This is a genomic window from Spiroplasma endosymbiont of Sarcophaga carnaria, from assembly GCF_964019595.1.
Taxonomy (GTDB): domain Bacteria; phylum Bacillota_I; class Bacilli_A; order Mycoplasmatales; family Mycoplasmataceae; genus Spiroplasma; species Spiroplasma poulsonii.
In genome coordinates this window covers 1,783,562-1,801,484 of record NZ_OZ026456.1, presented here as the reverse complement: position 1 = coordinate 1,801,484, position 17,923 = coordinate 1,783,562, and the positions used below count along the sequence as shown (strand labels likewise).

19 protein-coding genes are annotated in these 17,923 nt (G+C 26.6%); 6 read left to right on the top strand and 13 right to left on the bottom strand.

Features of this window, described 5'->3' with window-relative positions; all coding sequences use genetic code 4:
- Nucleotides 1-122: 122 nt before the first annotated feature.
- Nucleotides 123-320 carry a lipoprotein gene (locus AACK91_RS10315; RefSeq protein ID WP_338964609.1) on the bottom strand — a complete coding sequence of 66 codons (198 nt, stop codon included), beginning with the start codon at nt 318-320 and terminating at the stop codon, nt 123-125.
- A 119-nt stretch (nt 321-439) separates the two neighbouring features.
- Between AACK91_RS10315 and AACK91_RS10310 the strand changes: the two genes are divergently transcribed.
- The 3 genes from AACK91_RS10310 to AACK91_RS10300 all read left to right on the top strand — a co-directional run bounded on the left by AACK91_RS10310 (nt 440) and on the right by AACK91_RS10300 (nt 4,045).
- Complete coding sequence (locus AACK91_RS10310) at nt 440-1,411, top strand: IS30 family transposase (RefSeq protein WP_338966425.1); 972 nt, start codon at nt 440-442, stop codon at nt 1,409-1,411.
- A gap of 97 nt (nt 1,412-1,508) precedes the next feature.
- The gene (locus AACK91_RS10305; protein WP_338963247.1) at nt 1,509-2,471 is read left to right on the top strand and encodes an IS1/IS1595 family N-terminal zinc-binding domain-containing protein; all 963 of its coding nucleotides are present in this window, start codon (nt 1,509-1,511) and stop codon (nt 2,469-2,471) included.
- 611 nt (nt 2,472-3,082) lie between these two features.
- Nucleotides 3,083-4,045: an IS1/IS1595 family N-terminal zinc-binding domain-containing protein gene (locus AACK91_RS10300; RefSeq protein ID WP_338963247.1), complete on the top strand. Its 963-nt coding sequence runs from the start codon at nt 3,083-3,085 to the stop codon at nt 4,043-4,045.
- 452 nt (nt 4,046-4,497) lie between these two features.
- Here the strand turns inward: AACK91_RS10300 and AACK91_RS10295 are convergent, their stop codons facing one another.
- From AACK91_RS10295 to tkt, 5 genes are all read right to left on the bottom strand, one after another.
- Nucleotides 4,498-4,749 carry a hypothetical protein gene (locus tag AACK91_RS10295; RefSeq protein WP_338966424.1) on the bottom strand — a complete coding sequence of 84 codons (252 nt, stop codon included), beginning with the start codon at nt 4,747-4,749 and terminating at the stop codon, nt 4,498-4,500.
- The gene (locus tag AACK91_RS10290) at nt 4,749-4,898 is read right to left on the bottom strand and encodes a hypothetical protein (protein ID WP_338966423.1); all 150 of its coding nucleotides are present in this window, start codon (nt 4,896-4,898) and stop codon (nt 4,749-4,751) included. Before AACK91_RS10290 ends, AACK91_RS10295 begins: the two co-directional genes overlap by 1 nt.
- Nucleotides 4,899-5,118: 220 nt before the next feature.
- Nucleotides 5,119-5,406, bottom strand: coding sequence for a hypothetical protein (locus tag AACK91_RS10285; RefSeq protein WP_338966421.1), 288 nt, complete (start codon nt 5,404-5,406; stop codon nt 5,119-5,121).
- A 50-nt stretch (nt 5,407-5,456) separates the two neighbouring features.
- Nucleotides 5,457-5,984, bottom strand: coding sequence for a GNAT family N-acetyltransferase (locus tag AACK91_RS10280; RefSeq protein WP_338966419.1), 528 nt, complete (start codon nt 5,982-5,984; stop codon nt 5,457-5,459).
- Between the two features lie 49 nt (nt 5,985-6,033).
- On the bottom strand, nt 6,034-8,001 hold the full coding sequence (tkt, locus tag AACK91_RS10275; protein ID WP_338966418.1) for a transketolase: 1,968 nt from the start codon (nt 7,999-8,001) through the stop codon (nt 6,034-6,036).
- A gap of 372 nt (nt 8,002-8,373) precedes the next feature.
- On the opposite strand from tkt, the gene AACK91_RS10270 reads away from it, so the two are divergent.
- Together AACK91_RS10270 and AACK91_RS10265 are read left to right on the top strand one after the other, a co-directional pair.
- Entirely contained in the window at nt 8,374-8,577 is a 204-nt protein-coding gene (locus AACK91_RS10270; RefSeq protein ID WP_338966417.1) for a hypothetical protein, read from the top strand.
- Nucleotides 8,567-9,793 (top strand): hypothetical protein, encoded by a 1,227-nt coding sequence (locus AACK91_RS10265; protein ID WP_338966416.1) that lies wholly within the window; start codon nt 8,567-8,569, stop codon nt 9,791-9,793. Before AACK91_RS10270 ends, AACK91_RS10265 begins: the two co-directional genes overlap by 11 nt.
- 72 nt (nt 9,794-9,865) lie before the next feature.
- On the opposite strand, the gene AACK91_RS10260 is transcribed toward AACK91_RS10265, so the two are convergent.
- Entirely contained in the window at nt 9,866-10,567 is a 702-nt protein-coding gene (locus AACK91_RS10260; RefSeq protein ID WP_338966415.1) for a hypothetical protein, read from the bottom strand.
- Nucleotides 10,482-11,207, bottom strand: a complete 726-nt coding sequence (locus AACK91_RS10255) for a hypothetical protein (RefSeq protein ID WP_338966413.1) — start codon at nt 11,205-11,207, stop codon at nt 10,482-10,484. Before AACK91_RS10255 ends, AACK91_RS10260 begins: the two co-directional genes overlap by 86 nt.
- Nucleotides 11,208-11,689: 482 nt before the next feature.
- On the opposite strand from AACK91_RS10255, the gene AACK91_RS10250 reads away from it, so the two are divergent.
- Nucleotides 11,690-13,000, top strand: coding sequence for a phosphatase PAP2 family protein (locus AACK91_RS10250; protein WP_338966412.1), 1,311 nt, complete (start codon nt 11,690-11,692; stop codon nt 12,998-13,000).
- Between the two features lie 65 nt (nt 13,001-13,065).
- Here the strand turns inward: AACK91_RS10250 and AACK91_RS10245 are convergent, their stop codons facing one another.
- The 5 genes from AACK91_RS10245 to AACK91_RS10225 form a co-directional block, all read right to left on the bottom strand.
- Complete coding sequence (locus AACK91_RS10245) at nt 13,066-14,244, bottom strand: hypothetical protein (protein WP_338966411.1); 1,179 nt, start codon at nt 14,242-14,244, stop codon at nt 13,066-13,068.
- A 47-nt stretch (nt 14,245-14,291) separates the two neighbouring features.
- Nucleotides 14,292-15,389 carry an aminopeptidase P family protein gene (locus AACK91_RS10240; RefSeq protein ID WP_338966410.1) on the bottom strand — a complete coding sequence of 366 codons (1,098 nt, stop codon included), beginning with the start codon at nt 15,387-15,389 and terminating at the stop codon, nt 14,292-14,294.
- A 119-nt stretch (nt 15,390-15,508) separates the two neighbouring features.
- A complete protein-coding gene (locus AACK91_RS10235) occupies nt 15,509-16,258 on the bottom strand; it encodes a transketolase C-terminal domain-containing protein (RefSeq protein WP_338966409.1) in 750 nt (249 codons plus the stop codon).
- 137 nt (nt 16,259-16,395) lie between these two features.
- Nucleotides 16,396-17,235 (bottom strand): 1-deoxy-D-xylulose-5-phosphate synthase N-terminal domain-containing protein, encoded by an 840-nt coding sequence (locus tag AACK91_RS10230; protein WP_338966408.1) that lies wholly within the window; start codon nt 17,233-17,235, stop codon nt 16,396-16,398.
- Between the two features lie 13 nt (nt 17,236-17,248).
- Nucleotides 17,249-17,923, bottom strand: coding sequence for a hypothetical protein (locus AACK91_RS10225; protein WP_338966407.1), 675 nt, complete (start codon nt 17,921-17,923; stop codon nt 17,249-17,251).

Sequence of the window (17,923 nt, the reverse complement as noted above, 5' to 3'; positions counted from 1 at the left end):
ATTTTTTAAGTGTTGTCATCAAGTGTTTTGATTATTAATAAAATTATTATCAAAATAAAATTTTGTCGTTATATAATTATTTTCATATTTATTTATATAAAAATATCATTTATTAGTAGCAGTTAAAAATTCTTTATTAGGCGCCTGTGTTCTAGGAATATTAGTTCATTTGCTATTTTCTGGTAGTTGTTGTGGTTCTGGTGTAGGTTTATTACCCCCCCCCCGTTTTCATTATTATTTGGTTTTTCACAACTAATTAATGTTGTTGTACTTGTTGCTGTTAATCCGATTACTCCTAAAATACTTAGTAACTTTTTCATATTTTACTTCTCCTTTATTAAAATTACTTGAATGCTATAATTAATTTTATCATATATCAATAATGTATTAAATAATTTTAATATTAAATTTATAAATTAATGAAAGGTATATAAATGTTATGTATAGTCATTTAAGTTTTATTGATAAGGTTAAATTGGAAAAATTATTATTATCAAAATTATTTTTAAAAAAGAATGGTGAAATAAATATTGCACAGATTGCTAAATGTTTGAACAGAAATCGTAGTACTATTTTGCGAGAAATTAAGCGTTTTAAAACTATTGATGAATATAGTGCTTATAAGTCAGATAAAATGTATTGTGAGAAAAGAAAAAAGAATAATAAAAGATATAAGTTTACAGAAGAACAATTAAATTTTATTAATATAAGATTTAATGTTTATCGTGATTCTCCATCACAACTTATTAATCGTTATTTTCTAAAGTTTGGTATTAAATTTCCTGTTTGTGTTAAAACATTGTATAAATGAATTCGTTTGGGTTTTTATGGTTTTTTAAAACAGAATTTACGTCATCGTGGTAAAAAATATAAAACAAAAGGAAAATTTGATAATCGTGGTAAATTAATTAATTTTAAATCAATATGAGATATTGAGAATAAAGAGACTGCTGTTGGTTGATTTGAAATGGATACCATAGTTGGAAAAGAGCATCAATCTAGTAATTTGGTTTTAGTTGAACAAAATAGTAAAAGTTATTTTGTTATGAAATTAAAAAATCATACTGCTAATGAAGTTGTGGAAAAGTTTAAAGATATTGTTATAAGTAATAATTTATTTGGGAAAATTAAAGGAATAATAACTGATAGAGGAAAAGAATTTAGTAAATGAAGAGAATTAGAAATATTTGCTGAAACACAAGTTTATTTTTGTGACCCTGGTAAACCACAACAAAAACCATTAATTGAATATATGAATTCTGAACTTAGACAATGATTTCCTAAGGGAACTGATTTTAATAATGTTAGTCAACAAAAAATAAATTGAGTAGTTAATGTTATAAATGATAAATTAAGGCCTGTTCTTAATTGAAAAACAGCAAAAGAGGTATTTTCAGATAATTTTAAATAGGTTTATTTGAAGTAATTCTTTAATTTTGTCGAAAACTCTTGATATTTATAAAATATACCTAAAATTAGGTATATTTTTAATATATAGAGGTAAATAAATGATGAAAAAAATAATTACAGAATTAATAAATAGCTTAACAGATGATCAATTTTTAGAATTTTATGAAAAAATAAAACAACAAGCAGACTTAATTAAAAAACAAAAACGTTTAAATGAAATTGATCAAAAATTTAGAGATAAAGGCATTATATGTCCTAATTGCAAATCTTTTCATTGTGTTAAAAATGGTCATAATTCCGAAGGAAAACAAAAATATTTATGTAAAAAATGTCGTGCTAGTTTTGATGCATTTCGTCATCATTTTACTTATTGAAGTCATTTAAATTATGAACAGTGAAATTTATTAATTCAAATTTCATTGTTAGGACAATCTAGTAAAATAATTTCTCGTTTTATTAAAACAACCCCAAAAACCGCTTGATATAATCGACAAAAATTAATGCAATCAAAACAATTAGAAAATACACAGTTAAAATTTAAAAAATTAAATGGTCAAATCCAAATGGATGAAACATTTATTAAAGAAATTCATAAAGGCAATTTTAAAGATAAATTTGATAAACGAAAAACTCATCTCGATCCATTTTCAACTGATACCAAATGCTGTATTCAAATGGCGGTTGATAGCAATAATAATATTTTTGTTCAATCCACCAATACCAAAAGATTACAAAAACAATGGATTATTGAAAATATGAATAAGCAACTAATTAAAGAAAAATCAATAATTATTTCTGATATGCAACCACTATATTTATTAGTAGCAAAACAAACAAATTCTACTCTATATTCCACCAAAACTAGTACAAACCCTGATACTAGTTATCAAAAGTTAAATAAGATTAGTAAATTACAATCCAGTCTTAAAGAAGCCTTAATTCATTATCATGGTTTGGGTTTCACTAATATTCAAAATTATTTAAAGCTCTGAAAATGAAAATACCAACACAAAGGTTTAACACCAAACCAACAATCAACGGTATTATATTTTAACGTTTAAAAAATTTAAAGCAAAATCATAATCTTACACAAAATTAGTTTTCAAATTGTCATATTGATGATTTTTTTTATTTCATCAAGAGTTTTCGACAAAATTAAAGAAGTAATTTAATAAATTATTTTTTAGTGTGCTTAATTTTCCTTAAAATAAAATAAAAACTATAAATATTTTGATTTTTAAAAATTTATAATTGATTTTTTATGATTTTTATTGTATTATTTGACTAATAAGATTTGTTGCACTTCATTTTACATAATTCCAATTAAAATAATTTTCTATATTTTGATTTTTCTTAACAAAATTACTCAATTTTATCAACTCCTAACTAAATATTTATTTAATAAAAAATGTTATATTTAATGTTTATATATTGTTTACTTATTGATAAAAACACCGATTATTAACAATGTTATACATAATGCTATATATTGTTTATTTAATGTTTAATAAACAATGTTATTAACAATGTTAAATATATAAAATAATAAAAATTGACACACTGAAAAATACTATTTAATTTTTAATAATAGTCTTTAATTTTGTCGAAAACTCTTGATATTTATAAAATATACCTAAAATTAGGTATATTTTTAATATATAGAGGTAAATAAATGATGAAAAAAATAATTACAGAATTAATAAATAGCTTAACAGATGATCAATTTTTAGAATTTTATGAAAAAATAAAACAACAAGCAGACTTAATTAAAAAACAAAAACGTTTAAATGAAATTGATCAAAAATTTAGAGATAAAGGCATTATATGTCCTAATTGCAAATCTTTTCATTGTGTTAAAAATGGTCATAATTCCGAAGGAAAACAAAAATATTTATGTAAAAAATGTCGTGCTAGTTTTGATGCATTTCGTCATCATTTTACTTATTGAAGTCATTTAAATTATGAACAGTGAAATTTATTAATTCAAATTTCATTGTTAGGACAATCTAGTAAAATAATTTCTCGTTTTATTAAAACAACCCCAAAAACCGCTTGATATAATCGACAAAAATTAATGCAATCAAAACAATTAGAAAATACACAGTTAAAATTTAAAAAATTAAATGGTCAAATCCAAATGGATGAAACATTTATTAAAGAAATTCATAAAGGCAATTTTAAAGATAAATTTGATAAACGAAAAACTCATCTCGATCCATTTTCAACTGATACCAAATGCTGTATTCAAATGGCAGTTGATAGCAATAATAATATTTTTGTTCAATCCACCAATACCAAAAGATTACAAAAACAATGGATTATTGAAAATATGAATAAGCAACTAATTAAAGAAAAATCAATAATTATTTCTGATATGCAACCACTATATTTATTAGTAGCAAAACAAACAAATTCTACTCTATATTCCACCAAAACTAGTACAAACCCTGATACTAGTTATCAAAAGTTAAATAAGATTAGTAAATTACAATCCAGTCTTAAAGAAGCCTTAATTCATTATCATGGTTTGGGTTTCACTAATATTCAAAATTATTTAAAGCTCTGAAAATGAAAATACCAACACAAAGGTTTAACACCAAACCAACAATCAACGGTATTATATTTTAACGTTTAAAAAATTTAAAACAAAATCATAATCTTACACAAAATTAGTTTTCAAATTGTCATATTGATGATTTTTTTTATTTCATCAAGAGTTTTCGACAAAATTAAAGAGAGTTTTCGACAAAATTAAAGATAATAGTTATTAAAATATAAAATTAATCATTTATAATTAAATTGATATTTTTGCACTACATACTGCCTACAAATTTTAAAAAGAAAGTAGATATATTTATAAAGAATATTATAAAAATTTATATTCCAAAACTACTATTAATATGACCCTTAATAAAAATATTCTTATTTTTATTAAATCCTACTTTAAAACAATTATTTCATTACTAATAATTTCAATAATAACTTATAGACATTGTGTAATACAAAAATAAACAACAAAATTATTTAATCAACTCACATAAAAGCTAGTGTGCCATAGCTAAGATATATGATAAGTAATAATAAATATTAAAATCCTTTAACCATAACACGGAAAAAGTTTAAAATCTTAATGATAACAAAAATACCAAATGGAATTAAAATAATTCACGCATCACCTAAAAAGGTCATTAATTGTGGTAATACATCATAAATTGCTTCTTTAACTTCCATCATTGCTTGCCCTAAACCACTTCAAATAGAACCCATTCCATCTGAAATAGTAGGTTTATCACCAACTGCTAAAAAATTAATTGCTGTTGTTAAATACATACCTAACATTATTTCTTATCCTCCCTATTTTCAATTTCTTTTTTATCTTTTTTCTTTCCTCGAATTTGGCGAATTTTTTGATAAATTGATAAACCAATTCACGCAAAAATACCTAATATAATAACAACACTAAATATTGTCGTTAATCAAACTGGCATAACTTATTCCTCCTAAAAATCTAATTTTCGCGGCACGCTTCGCGTGTTCGCTACGCTCAAAATAAACTATATTGAATAAATTACCGCTAATAAATTACGCGGATAATTTATTCATCTTCTTTTTCATTATTAATTACAATATTATTTACCGTATTAATAACATTATCTTTTCCATACTTAGTTACTAAGGACCGTAAAATAAAATAATGTTTTCTTTCCATTAAAAAATCAACTCCTTTCTGAGTTGATTTGTTGCACTTCACTTACACGATGCCCAAGCAACAATTGTACAAGAATATAACGTAAAATAATTTGAAAAATGTTGTCATCCAACATGACTTAACATTTCTCACATTCGATCTGCTTCAACAATAACTAATCAAATTGCAATTCCAACGCGTAAATAACAATACTTCGTTGTTTTTGCATAAAAATTTGGAAAAATCCATAATGTTGTTCATAACAAAATAGATAAAATAATTGCTAAAACCCATGAAAAAATAACCATTTAATAAACTCCCCCTTTAGTTTTTTCGATGTCTTTAATATTTTATCTTATTATCAGCTTAATTGATATAAAACATGTTTTGATAACCAATTAGTTTTTGTTAGGTTTGGATGATTAAACTCTTTTGTTTTTGACATTCCAAGTTTCTTCATAACATTTTCTGACCGCTGATTAAAAATACTGGTAAAACTATAAACTGTTTGAAAATTTAAATTATTTTTAGCATAATTTAAACACCTCTGTGCGACTTCAGTTGCAAACCCTTGTCCCCAAGCTGATTGTTTTAACCTTCATCCAATTTCAATACAAGGAGTAAAATCAGCCTGAAAAGTAACATTATTAAAACCACAAAAACCAAGGAATTCATACGTTGCTTTTAGTTCAACAACATATAACCCATAACCATTAGTTTTAAAATTAGTTTGAATGTTAATATAAAAATCATTTGTTTCTGCGGCTGATAATACATTTGGAAAATATTCCATTACCGTTTGATCAGCATTTAGTGCTTGAAATGCTGCTAAATCAGTTTGCTTACACATTCGGATTATTAATCGTGCTGTTTCAAATAAAATCATTTGTTACTCCTATTTCTAATTCAATTATAAATAAAAAATGCAATTGCCATTATTTTGATAATTGCATTTTTTTACTAATTGTATTAACAATATTTTCAACATTAAAACCAAAATATTCTAATACATCATGGAATGGTCCTGATTGTCCAAAAGTGTCGATTCCAAAGTTTAATCCTGTATTTGAAGTATAACGTTCTCAACCAAAGGTTGTTCCTAATTCAATTGAAGCAATCAACGCTGTTGGCTCTAATAATTTTGTTTTATAAGTAATATCTTGTTTATCAAATAATTCCCACGATGGCATTGAGATTACTTTTACATTAATTTTCTTATCATGTTCTAATTTTTTCGCAACCACAATTGCCATACTTACTTCACTACCTGTTGCAACTAAAACAACATCATTATGATGTTCTGAACCATAAACTTGATATGCCCCTTTTTTAACCATTTCAACGCTAGAATGTTCTAGTTCTGGTAAATCTTGTCGCGTAATTAAAATAGCACTTGGGGTATGACGAGATTGCAAGGCAAGATGATAAGCTCCTAATGTTTCATTAAAATCAGCCGGGCGAAAGACATTTAAATTTGGTTGACTTCGTAACATTGCTAACTGTTCAATTGGTTGATGTGTTGGCCCATCTTCACCAACGGAAATTGAATCATGTGATAAGACATAAACAACTGGAATTTCCATTAATGAACTTAATCTAATTGCTGGTTTCATATAATCAGAAAAAACAAAAAAGCCACTAGCAAATGGTAATAAACCACGATGTAAACAAATTCCATTATTAATAGCGGTCATTGCGAACTCACGAACCCCATAAGCTAGATTACGTCCTATTCGATTTTCAGCGCCATAAACACCATCAGCACCTTTTGCTTTTGTACTACCACTTAAATCAGCACTACCACCAATTCAATTTGGAATAATACTTGAAATTCGGTCAATAATAGCACCGCTACTAATTCGTGTTGCTTGCGGTTTAGTTGGTTTTAAATCAAGAAATTGTTCTGGATTAAAAGTAAAGTTCCCATGAATTGCTTCATCTACTTCTTTCCCCAATGCTGGATTTTCCTGACAAAATGCTTCATACATTTTTAATCATTGTTCATACTTTTTAATTCCACGGTTTTTAACATTAACTTCAAAATCATCATAAACTTCACCAGGAATTTCAAATGGTTTTTCAGTTCATCCTAATAAATTACGAACAGTTTCAATATCTGTTCCCAATGGTGCGCCATGAACTGCTGGTGTGCCTTGTTTCGTTGCCCCGAATCCAATTACTGTTTTAACTTCAATTAACGTTGGTTTATCACTTTTTTTTGCTTTAATAATAGCTTCGTTAATTGCTTCAACATCATTCCCATCTTTAATAAAAAGATAATTTCAATTTGCTGCTTGAAAACGATCACCAATTTTCTCACTTTGCGCAACATTAACCACATTATCTAATTGAACATCATTTGAATCAAATAGGACAATTAATTTATTTAATTTTCAATGTCCAGCTAAAGAAATTGCTTCTTGAGTTACCCCTTCTTGTAAATCACCATCACCACATAAAACATAAGTATAATGATCAAAAAGTGAATATTTTTTTGTATTATACTTGGCTGCTAAATGAGACTCTGCTAATGCTAAGCCAACTGCTGTTGCAATTCCTTGTCCTAATGGGCCAGTAGTAACATCAACTCCGGGTGTCAAATATGACTCCGGATGACCAGGAGTAATTGAATCAACTTGGCGAAAATTACGTAAATCTTCAATGTTAAGGTCAAATCCTGATAAATGTAATAAAGAATATAATAAAGCACTTCCATGTCCTGCTGCTAAAACAAACCGATCACGGTTAGTTCATTTATCAACTTGCGGATTAACATTTAAATGTTTAGTAAATAAAGTGTAAGCCATTGGCGCCGCACCAAGAACAATACCTGGGTGTCCTGAATTAGCTTTATTAACTGCTTCAATTCCTAACATTCTAATTGCATTAATTGATTTTTTCATTCTGTATTCTCCTTTTTATACACTGTTTAATTAATATTCATATTAACATTGTACAACGAATTAAAAGAAAGATATTTATAATTTACAAAATAATTGCTTAAATCTTACTTTTTTTGATTATTAATTTATAATAAGAAAAAGTTTATATTTAAAAATAGAAAAAGAGTTATGGTAGTGGTCAAATATTTGTTCAAGAGTCGTGATGATGTCATTTAGCTTTGCCAAAAGAACACATTTTAAATATATAATAATGAATGGAGAACTTTTATATGCAAAAGATGTTAAATAATATTATATTTGGAACTATTCACTCTTCTTTTTGGTTGATAATCTCAAATTCTATTTTTGATGGTAAAAAATAAAAACATTTTGATGATGCAAAAAAGAGTTGAAAAACAACTTTATTATCAGTTAGTTCACAAATTAATTCTTAAAATTACTATTATTACTTCATATTTTAAATTTATTACTTTGTTCAATAATTATTTCTTAAATAATAGTAAAATTAATTTATATAAGATAACACCACAAACAAAACAAGAAAGCAAAGGATGTGATAACAAAAATGACAACTAAATTACGTAGTTGAAAAACAGTACTAATTATACAAGGAATTTTAATGGGAGCTTTATTTTCCTTTTTGCCTTTTGAAATTTATCAAAAATTTGGACTCACAAAAATTTGATTTTTTCTATTATTCCCAACTGCAATGTTCTTCTTTACTCCGTTATGAGCAAAAATAAAAAAGAAAAAAGATAACATCTTTATCTTACAAATTAATAGTTTTTTTCTTTTTGTTTTTGTTTCTTTACTAATGATGATTAATTTCTTTGATAATAATTTAATCATTTATTTTTATCCGCTTTTACTCTTCGCAACTGGCGTTTTTGTTGCGGGAATGGTTCCTTTTACAACGGAAATCATTCGGAGTTATGCCCGTCAACATCAATTAAAAACAAATCCAAGTCTTTATTTTACCTTGGGTAGTGTTGTTACCATTATTATTCCCTTTTTATTTCAATATTTCTTAAATGATTTAGGAACTAATATTGCTTTACAAACATATTTCACGTTGATTACTTTAATTAATTTTAGTTTAATCTTTTTTAATCATGATTTAAAAACAGAAGAAGTTACCTTTAAAATTAATCCAACGAGTTGGAAAACATTAAAAACAAATCGACAATTTTGAAGTTATTTATACTCATCAAGTTTTTTATATGGTATTAATGAAGTATTTGGTTACTTATTACCAGTTTTAATTTTTAAAGATACAACATTAATGATCATTGCGATTGGAGTTTTATATGTTATTCGAAAACTAAGTTACTTACTTGGATATTTGATTAAAACCAATACTATTAAACGCGATGTTTGTTATAATACTATTATTGCTATTATTGCTGTTGCTCTATTATTAGGATTAACAATCACTTATTTGATGCAACAAACACAATTAAACCACCTTTTATATCTAACGCTTGGGTTGGGGGGTAGTCAAATTTTACTTGGCCTTTGTTTAGGGCATTTAAGCCGCATTCAAAAAAATAACATTATTAGTTTAGTTGGAACTGAACATCTAACATTAGCTTTAATGTTTGAACATGTTTTTGGTCATGCTATTTTTAGTCTATTGTTAGCTATTATCATTATTCCAATTATTATTAATTTTCATACAATAATGTTAACTTATATCATTATTTACAGTGTTATTATTGCTATGATAATGTTAGGTTGTTGTTTTGTTTTGATAAAACCAAGCATTAAAACAAAACTAAAACCAAAACAATAAATAATAATTTAATTTTATCAACAAAATAAAAACATCTTTATTCAAATAAAGATGTTTTTTAATTTATTAAATTTAACCTTTTTTAAGATAAAAATTACCAAAATAAACAGCTGATCAAGGTGAATAAGCTATTAAACCATAGAAAGATTTATCCCCAAGCATAAAACTAAAACTATACCCTTTTCCTCTAGCATTAATTTGTAAAGTATCATCATCTTTTACCCTTCATGTTGGATACTTTTGTTTTAATCTACCAACTGCATCATCAATATTGAATAAATTAATTCCTGGTAATGTACTAATTTCAGGACGATTAATAAAATCTTTTACTAATGGTTTTAACAAGTTTATGTAGTTCCTTGCGGCTTTCATTTGATCAAAAACATTACTTGGTACAACTAATTGTTGATAACGAAGATATGATTCGACACGATATGTTTCAAAAAATTTCACAACAATTTGACTGTAATCCATCAACTTTGTTTTTAAACCCTCTTTTGAAATTGCAATAATAACTGCTAAAGCATTTCCAGTATTATTTTCAATTACACCATTTAATGTTAACCCAGCAACTGTTAATTTATCAAAATTAACAGTAAAACTAGCTAATTGTAAGTCACTCCCACTAATGTTAAAAACATTTAATAGTTTCATCAAAAATTGATAAAAGGTATCAGCAGTCATCTTACTAATATCAAAAGGTCCCTCTCCTGCTCAAACATAAGCTGTATTTTCTGGCCGGGAAGGAACAGCAACCCCACTTTGTAACATCATTTAAAGCTCCCATTTGTAATAACAACAATTCTTGGTCAGCGTTTCATGTTACATATTCTTTAATCTCTGCTAGTTCAGGATCACTATTAATTAAGGTTGTTAACTGTTGTTGAATAATATTATCCAAATCAATATGACGTTTTGAATAATTAATATAAAAATTATCATATAAAGTTCTAAATCCAGGTGTTTTATCTAAAATAATTTTTCCTTTCTCATTAAAAAAACGAACAACAACTTTTGATAATTTTGAGACAATTCCACTTTGTAATTTTTTTATTTTAGCAGTGTCATTTGAAATGGTATATTGAATGACATAATCAGAAGTCATCACATATGTTTTAAACTGAACTTGAAAGCGAAACTTAAAATCAATTCGCCCGGCTTTTAAATTACTTAAGTCTTTTTCACCATTAATTTTTCCTAATGTTACAAGGTCAATATAATGTAAAGTATACCTTGAACTATTTAATAATTTTAGTGGTTTTGAATCAACATAATAATTTGAATACTCATTTGTAATAACATTATTAATGTTATTAAAGGCAATATTAAATTTACTATCTAAAATATTTAAAACAGGAGTAACATCAGGATTGTTTTTATTTAAGATTGCAGTTGATAACTCTTTAGTAACCAACGCATATAATTTATCAAAATCAACATCAGAATTATCATTAGTATCAAGGGTTGAACTATTTTGTGAAAATTCTAAAAAAGCATCACTTGCTTGTTTTGAAATTTTGTCTAAGATTTCAATATCCTTAAAACTTCCCGTATCATCATCGACTATTGTTTCAGGGTTGACGGTACATCCAACAAGAGCTGTTCCAAATACCCCACTTAAATTAGCAATTCCTACTAAAGTTATAATTTTTTCATATTTTTTCTCCTAATATTTTTCTATCGGGTGTGAAAATAATTATATAAAAAAATACAAGAAGCAAATATGCTTAGTGTTAAAGATTATACTATGTCATTTTGTCAAACACATCGTGGTGGAGATATGCCTCTATTAAATATCATTAATATTCCACATTTTTTTGATTTATTTATTATAAAAAGTAGCGAAAATATTAAGAAACATAAATTGGTCTTTTTTTACTATGATATAATACTTTTATGAATATGTTAAATTTTAAGAGAAAACCAAAGAAAGAGTTTTATGCTAACGGTTCTGCATTTATTAATAAAAATAGTAAACACAAAATTATTTTTAAAATATTAAAAATTATTGCATTAACTGTTGTTATTACCCTTTTTATCGTAGGAAGTATTTGAGATAAACCAATTGCAAAAGCGATTGGTGATTTAAATGATAATGGCCCTGTCAGTTGGTTGAGTTTATTTTGAGATAAACTAGCTTATACAATGACAGTCCCATTTATGTTTGCAAGAGCTGGAATCTTGTTAGAAAGTTTAAATATAAAATATAAAGCAAAATTTAAATTTTTAAATATTATTATCATAATAGTTTATGCCCTATTTATAATTTTATTTACATTAATTATTAGTATAATGATCTATCAACAAGCAACCCTTGATGCTTTTGGTGGTAAGGGAAGAGACTATTGATTTGGTCTTGATGGAACAAATACGATCATAGTAATGACGATTCAACTTAGTATTGAAGTTATATTAATGTGTGGGACTGCTTGATTCTTAAGAGTTAAATTTTCAAAAAGAGATGATTTGTTAACTAATAATTATTGAATTGATGCCCTAAAAATATTTGTCGTATTCGGTCTTTTTGGTGTTACTTTTGACCCAATTTTAAAAACTTTTTTTGGAAGACCCTATTGAGTTCATGTTGATTATCAATATGTTATTGATAACTTACCAAGCAATTGAACAAACAAACCAACTAATATAGTTAATGCACAATATTTAGATTGATGACAAATTCAAGGATTTAAAGCTGAATACTGAGATTTCTTATTGGGTAAAAGTGGCGAAGGAAATCATTTTTGAAGTGACAAGGCATTTCCATCTGGCCATATGAATTCATCATCAATGCCCGTTTATGGATTCTTACTATATTTCATGAATGAAAAACGTAAACAAAATATTGTTTGATGAAAATGATTAATATTTGGCTTCTTTATTGCCGATGTTGCGATGATGGGATTTATGCAAATTATTTCAAGAACACATTATTTAACAGATTTAATGTTTAGTTTAATTGTTTTATTAATATGCTTTAAAGGGGTAGCTTATCTCGTTGATCATGTCATTTATAAAATTTTATCATTCATTTGAAACAAACAAAATAAAACATATAACATGTTTGAATGAAATAATGGTAAAAGAACAGTTTTATTTATTAATATTGATGGTGTTTTATGAATTGTAGCAAAAGTTAGAACTTCTAACATTAACAAATCTAAAAAATATAAATATTGACATAAAGATAATACTATTTATAAAGAATAGGAACTATCTATTATTTTCTAAATAAACTACAAAAAAATAAAAAAATAAGAAGAAAAAAACCCTTCTTATTTTTTCATAACTGATTTAACTGTTTCATCAACAGTTGACTTTAAGGTTAATTCATACATTATCGTATCATTAACGTTTCGTGGTACAACTAACATAATCTCATATTCAACACCATTATCAATCATTAGATCACCAACTTGATACACCGTTTGAAACTCAACCAGATTCTTCCCATTGTCAGTGGTATAATCATAATCATTTAAATTAAAACCAACTTTTTCACGAAAGGCTTTATCCTCAATAACTGTTGGGTCATTAAATTCTAATGGAAAAGCTTTAAAAGCTTCTTCATTTTCGGTTTGATTATCATCTAATTCTAAATCAGGTTCTGCTTCTAACTCTTCTTTAATTTTTTTTCGATCAAAAATTGAACTTAAAGAGAGTTTTTTCTCACTTTTTGTTTCTGTTAACATTTTTGTTGATAGAAATTGTTGCGTTGGAAAATCATTAACAAAATTTGTATCACGTTTTGGCATAATATATTCGGTTGGTTTAACCAAACTAATTGGTCGTTCAATCCCACTGTTTGTTCGTTCAAACTCATCACGATCAACTGTTTTTAACATCTCAACGTGTTGCTGCTGCTGTCCTAATTTTTCTTGAATTACATTTAAATTATGACCAAACCGTTCAATTTGTTCTTCGCTAACTTGGTTTGAAGAAACCTTTGCTTTTGGGGTAATTAATACCGTAAATTTTTTTAAAGCCTTTACATCATTATGTAATTTAATTAAATAATCTTGCACTTGGTTCATATTAGTTTTTAAATCATTTAATAATTGATTATCTTCGTTTTTAACTATTGGCGGTGTTGGTGGCAGTGATTTTGTTGCTTTTTGCCAAGTTAATAAGCATACTATAATTGTAATTAAAAAACTAAATCCACAGACAGGAACAAGGATTATTAAGAAAGAATAACCAACTTGGTATAAAGTTACAAAATTAGTTGTTAATATTTCCATATTATTTTGGTTAATAATTTTCATTGAGAAAATAAAATTAATACCATATTGGATTAACCAAAAAGCTGATGGAAAATCTGCAACAACAATAGTTGCTTTACCATAGGCATTAGTTCCTGATAAAACAAGGGTTTGGTTATTAACAAGTAATCGATGGATTTGATTTCCAGCAATGACAATTAAAATGATTGATAATAATAGAAACAAAAGCATGAAAATAAAAAAGATAAGAAAAGTAATTTGTGTTTTTGTCAGTTTCATTAAATTAAAATTAAATCACGCTTTGCTTCTGTTAAAAGTTCATAACCATTTTCTGTTACTAAAATATCATCTTCAATGCGAACACCACCGACATCAGGAATATAAATCCCGGGTTCAACAGTAATGATCATCCCCGGTTCTAAAGGAACATTACAAAATGGTGATACTCGTGGAAACTCATGAATTTCAATCCCAACCCCATGCCCAGTTGAATGGGTAAAGTATTGACCATAGCCTTTACTTGTAATATAGTCACGACAAATTTTATCAATTGTTGCAGTGCTAACACCTGGTTTGATTGCTTCAATCCCTTGTTTTTGTGCTTGATAAACAACATCAAAGATTTCTAACATTTGTGGTGAGGGTTTTCCTAACACAATCGTACGAGTAGTATCAGAACAATAACCATTATAAATACAACCAAAATCAATTGTAATTAATTCGTTATTTTCAATCACTTTATCTGTTGCACGACCATGTGGTAATGCTCCCCGTCAGCCCGAAGCAACGATTGTGTCAAAACTTGGTTTATCGGCTCCTTCCTCAATAAAACTATTAATAATAATTTGTTCAACTTGCCGTTCCGTCATTCCTGGTTTAATATTTTTAATTACATTATTAATAGCAATATCACCGATTGCGCAGGCTTGTTTTAACGCATTAATTTCCTGGTTTGATTTAATTGTTCGTAACTCAGAAAAATCAACTGGTTTTAATTCAATCGTTGCTAAACTTACTGCTAAAATTTGATAAGTTAAATATGTTAAATAATCACTTTCAAAAGCTAATACTTTGACTTTGTTTTTCGTTAAATCATTTTGTAACATTCCAAAAAAACCACCAGCATTATTTGTTGTCATTTCCTGAACATTAGTTACATTTTTTGCTTGTTTTTTTCCGGCCGTAATATATCTACCATCTAAATACAAAATTGATTCATTTTTTGTAAATAACAGATATCCTTCTGATGATTCAAACTCAGAAAATCAAAAACGATTAACTGTTGAATGAAACAAGATCCCATCAACTTGATGTTTTTTTAAGTATTGCTCTAGTTGTGCTTGTTTATTTAATTTGAATTTAACATATTCTTTCATATTCCCTCTCCTTTTTCATATATATAAATTTAACCCTTATTGTCCTAGAATACAAGGTTTTTTTATTTAGTTAATTAAATTTTGTAAAATTTCTTCCAGAAGATTACTGTTATTTTTACCTAAGCCGTTTTGATAACCATAAAATGAGTAATGGTTGTTTTATGCCGTGGTAAAAAATCAATAATTTTTGCATATAGTCCTGTCTGGTTAATAACTTCTTCAAAAACAATAATTTGTTGATAATTATCTGCACTAATTTGTCCTAACATTGTTTTATCGACGGGATTAATAAATCTTGCATTAACAAGGTTAATTTTATTAGTTGCTAATTTAGTAATAATGTTTTGTGCTTTTAAGACATTATTACCATAAGTTATTAATAAGATTGATGCATCGCTATTATTAATAACATATTCTCAATCACCAAGGTTAAATTCTTTTATTAAAGGTTGTGTAACAATCCCACTTTTTGGATAGCGAATAAAAAATGGGTTTTGTTTGTTTGCAAGAGCTAATTTAAACAAGTGATCAAATTCACCAGTTGTTGCTGGTTGACTAATAATTGGAATATCACCCATACTATTTAAAAAACCAACATCATAAATACCATGATGACTATCACCATCACCAGGGGATAAACCAGCACGATCAATTAAAAAAATAACAGGTAACCGGTTACGAACAACATCATATAAAATTTGATCATAAGTTCGCTGCAAAAAACTAGCATACATATTAACAACAACTTGGTGATTATCTAACGCAAAACCAGATGCTAATGTAATTGCATGTTCTTCTGCTAAACCAACATCAATACAATATGGTGCATTTTTTATCATAAACTCTTCTAAGTAAATCGAAGCTTGCATTGCTGCTGAAATAAAATAAAATTTCTCCGGAACAGTTTGAAAAACTTTTTCAACTGTTTGGGCAATATGATAACTTCATTCACTATTTTTGGTATCTTTTAAACTATATGAATGATACTTTTCTTGTTCTGCTTGGGTTAAACCATAACCATAACCTTTTTTCGTTTTGACATGAACAATAACACTACTTGAACTTTTTTTGCTTGGCGAAAACTTTTGCTTAGTTTCCGAAAGTGATGGCCATCAACAGTGCCAATATAATCTAAGTTAAATCCAGCAAATAATCCTGGGATTGCAAAACTACGAATAATTTTTTCCACTAATAAATGCGCTAACCATAGTAATGTTAATGGTGGAATGTAGCGTAATACTTTTGAAATCTTACTAGCACTACGATATAACCATCCTGTTCGAACTTTACTAACTGTTGTATGTAAAATATTAACATTTTTTGAAATACTCATTCCATTATCATTTAAAACAACAATAATTTTATTTGAAATTAATCCTAAATGAGTCAAAGCTTCTAACGTTAAACCATTTGTAAACGATGCATCACCAATTATACAAATAATATTATTATATTTTGGATTATAACTATAAGCAATTGCCGTTGATAAACCCGTTCCAGCATGGCCATTTGAAATATAATCATATTTACTTTCATTAACGTGTTGAAATGCTGCTAAACCATCAGGTAACCGAATTGTTGAAAAATGGGTTTTTCGATCAGTTAAAATTTTGTAAGCATAAGTTTGATGACCAGTATCAAAAATAATAATGTCATTGTTGTCAATATCAAATGTCTTTAATAAACTAATTGTTAATTCAACTGTTCCTAAATTACTAGCTAAATGACCCCCATTTTTAGTTACTGTTTCAATAATCAGCTGGCGAACATCATTAGCTAATTCAATTAATGCTTTTGTTTTCAAATCCTTTAGATCATAATGACTCTGATAATCTCTTAACTTCATCTTCTAACCTCACTTAATATTTTTGTAAAAAATAATTAATTTGCTGTACAAAATTGTTGAAATATAATGGCGTAATTTCACCAATTAAATAATGACAATTAGCTGTTACATCTAATTTAATTTTATAAATTTCAACATTCGCACTATCTTTAAATAGTTTTTTCATTACTGTTAAATTAATTAAAAAAACAAGATAATATCCATAATCAAAGTACAATTTAGCATTACGTTTTTTCATAAAAGGTTGATAAAAAATATTGGCAATAAAATTATATAGCAAATCAAAACGATAGTATTTTGCAATACTTTGATCATCAATTTTAACATTCGCAAAAATTTCTTTTTCATGATTAGTATCAATTTTATTAACTAAAATTTTTTGTTCCAATTCTTTAATAACTTTTAAAATCTGAATTTCTTCTCGTTTTACTCCCGGATGTCGAACATATTGCATATGATAATAAATTAAAACTAACTTAATTAAAATAATACTATCAAAATATTCTTGTTCATCAAAGTTATTTAATCGTAATAAATAAACAAAATTCTTAATTAAAATATCTTTTTCATCAAATGTTTTAAAGTCTTTTAAAACAACTGAACTTAATTTCAATTTAAATAATTTTTTTCTAATTTTATTATTATTTTTTTTAACTCAGCCACTTCGTTCAAAAATTTGTCCTGCCAT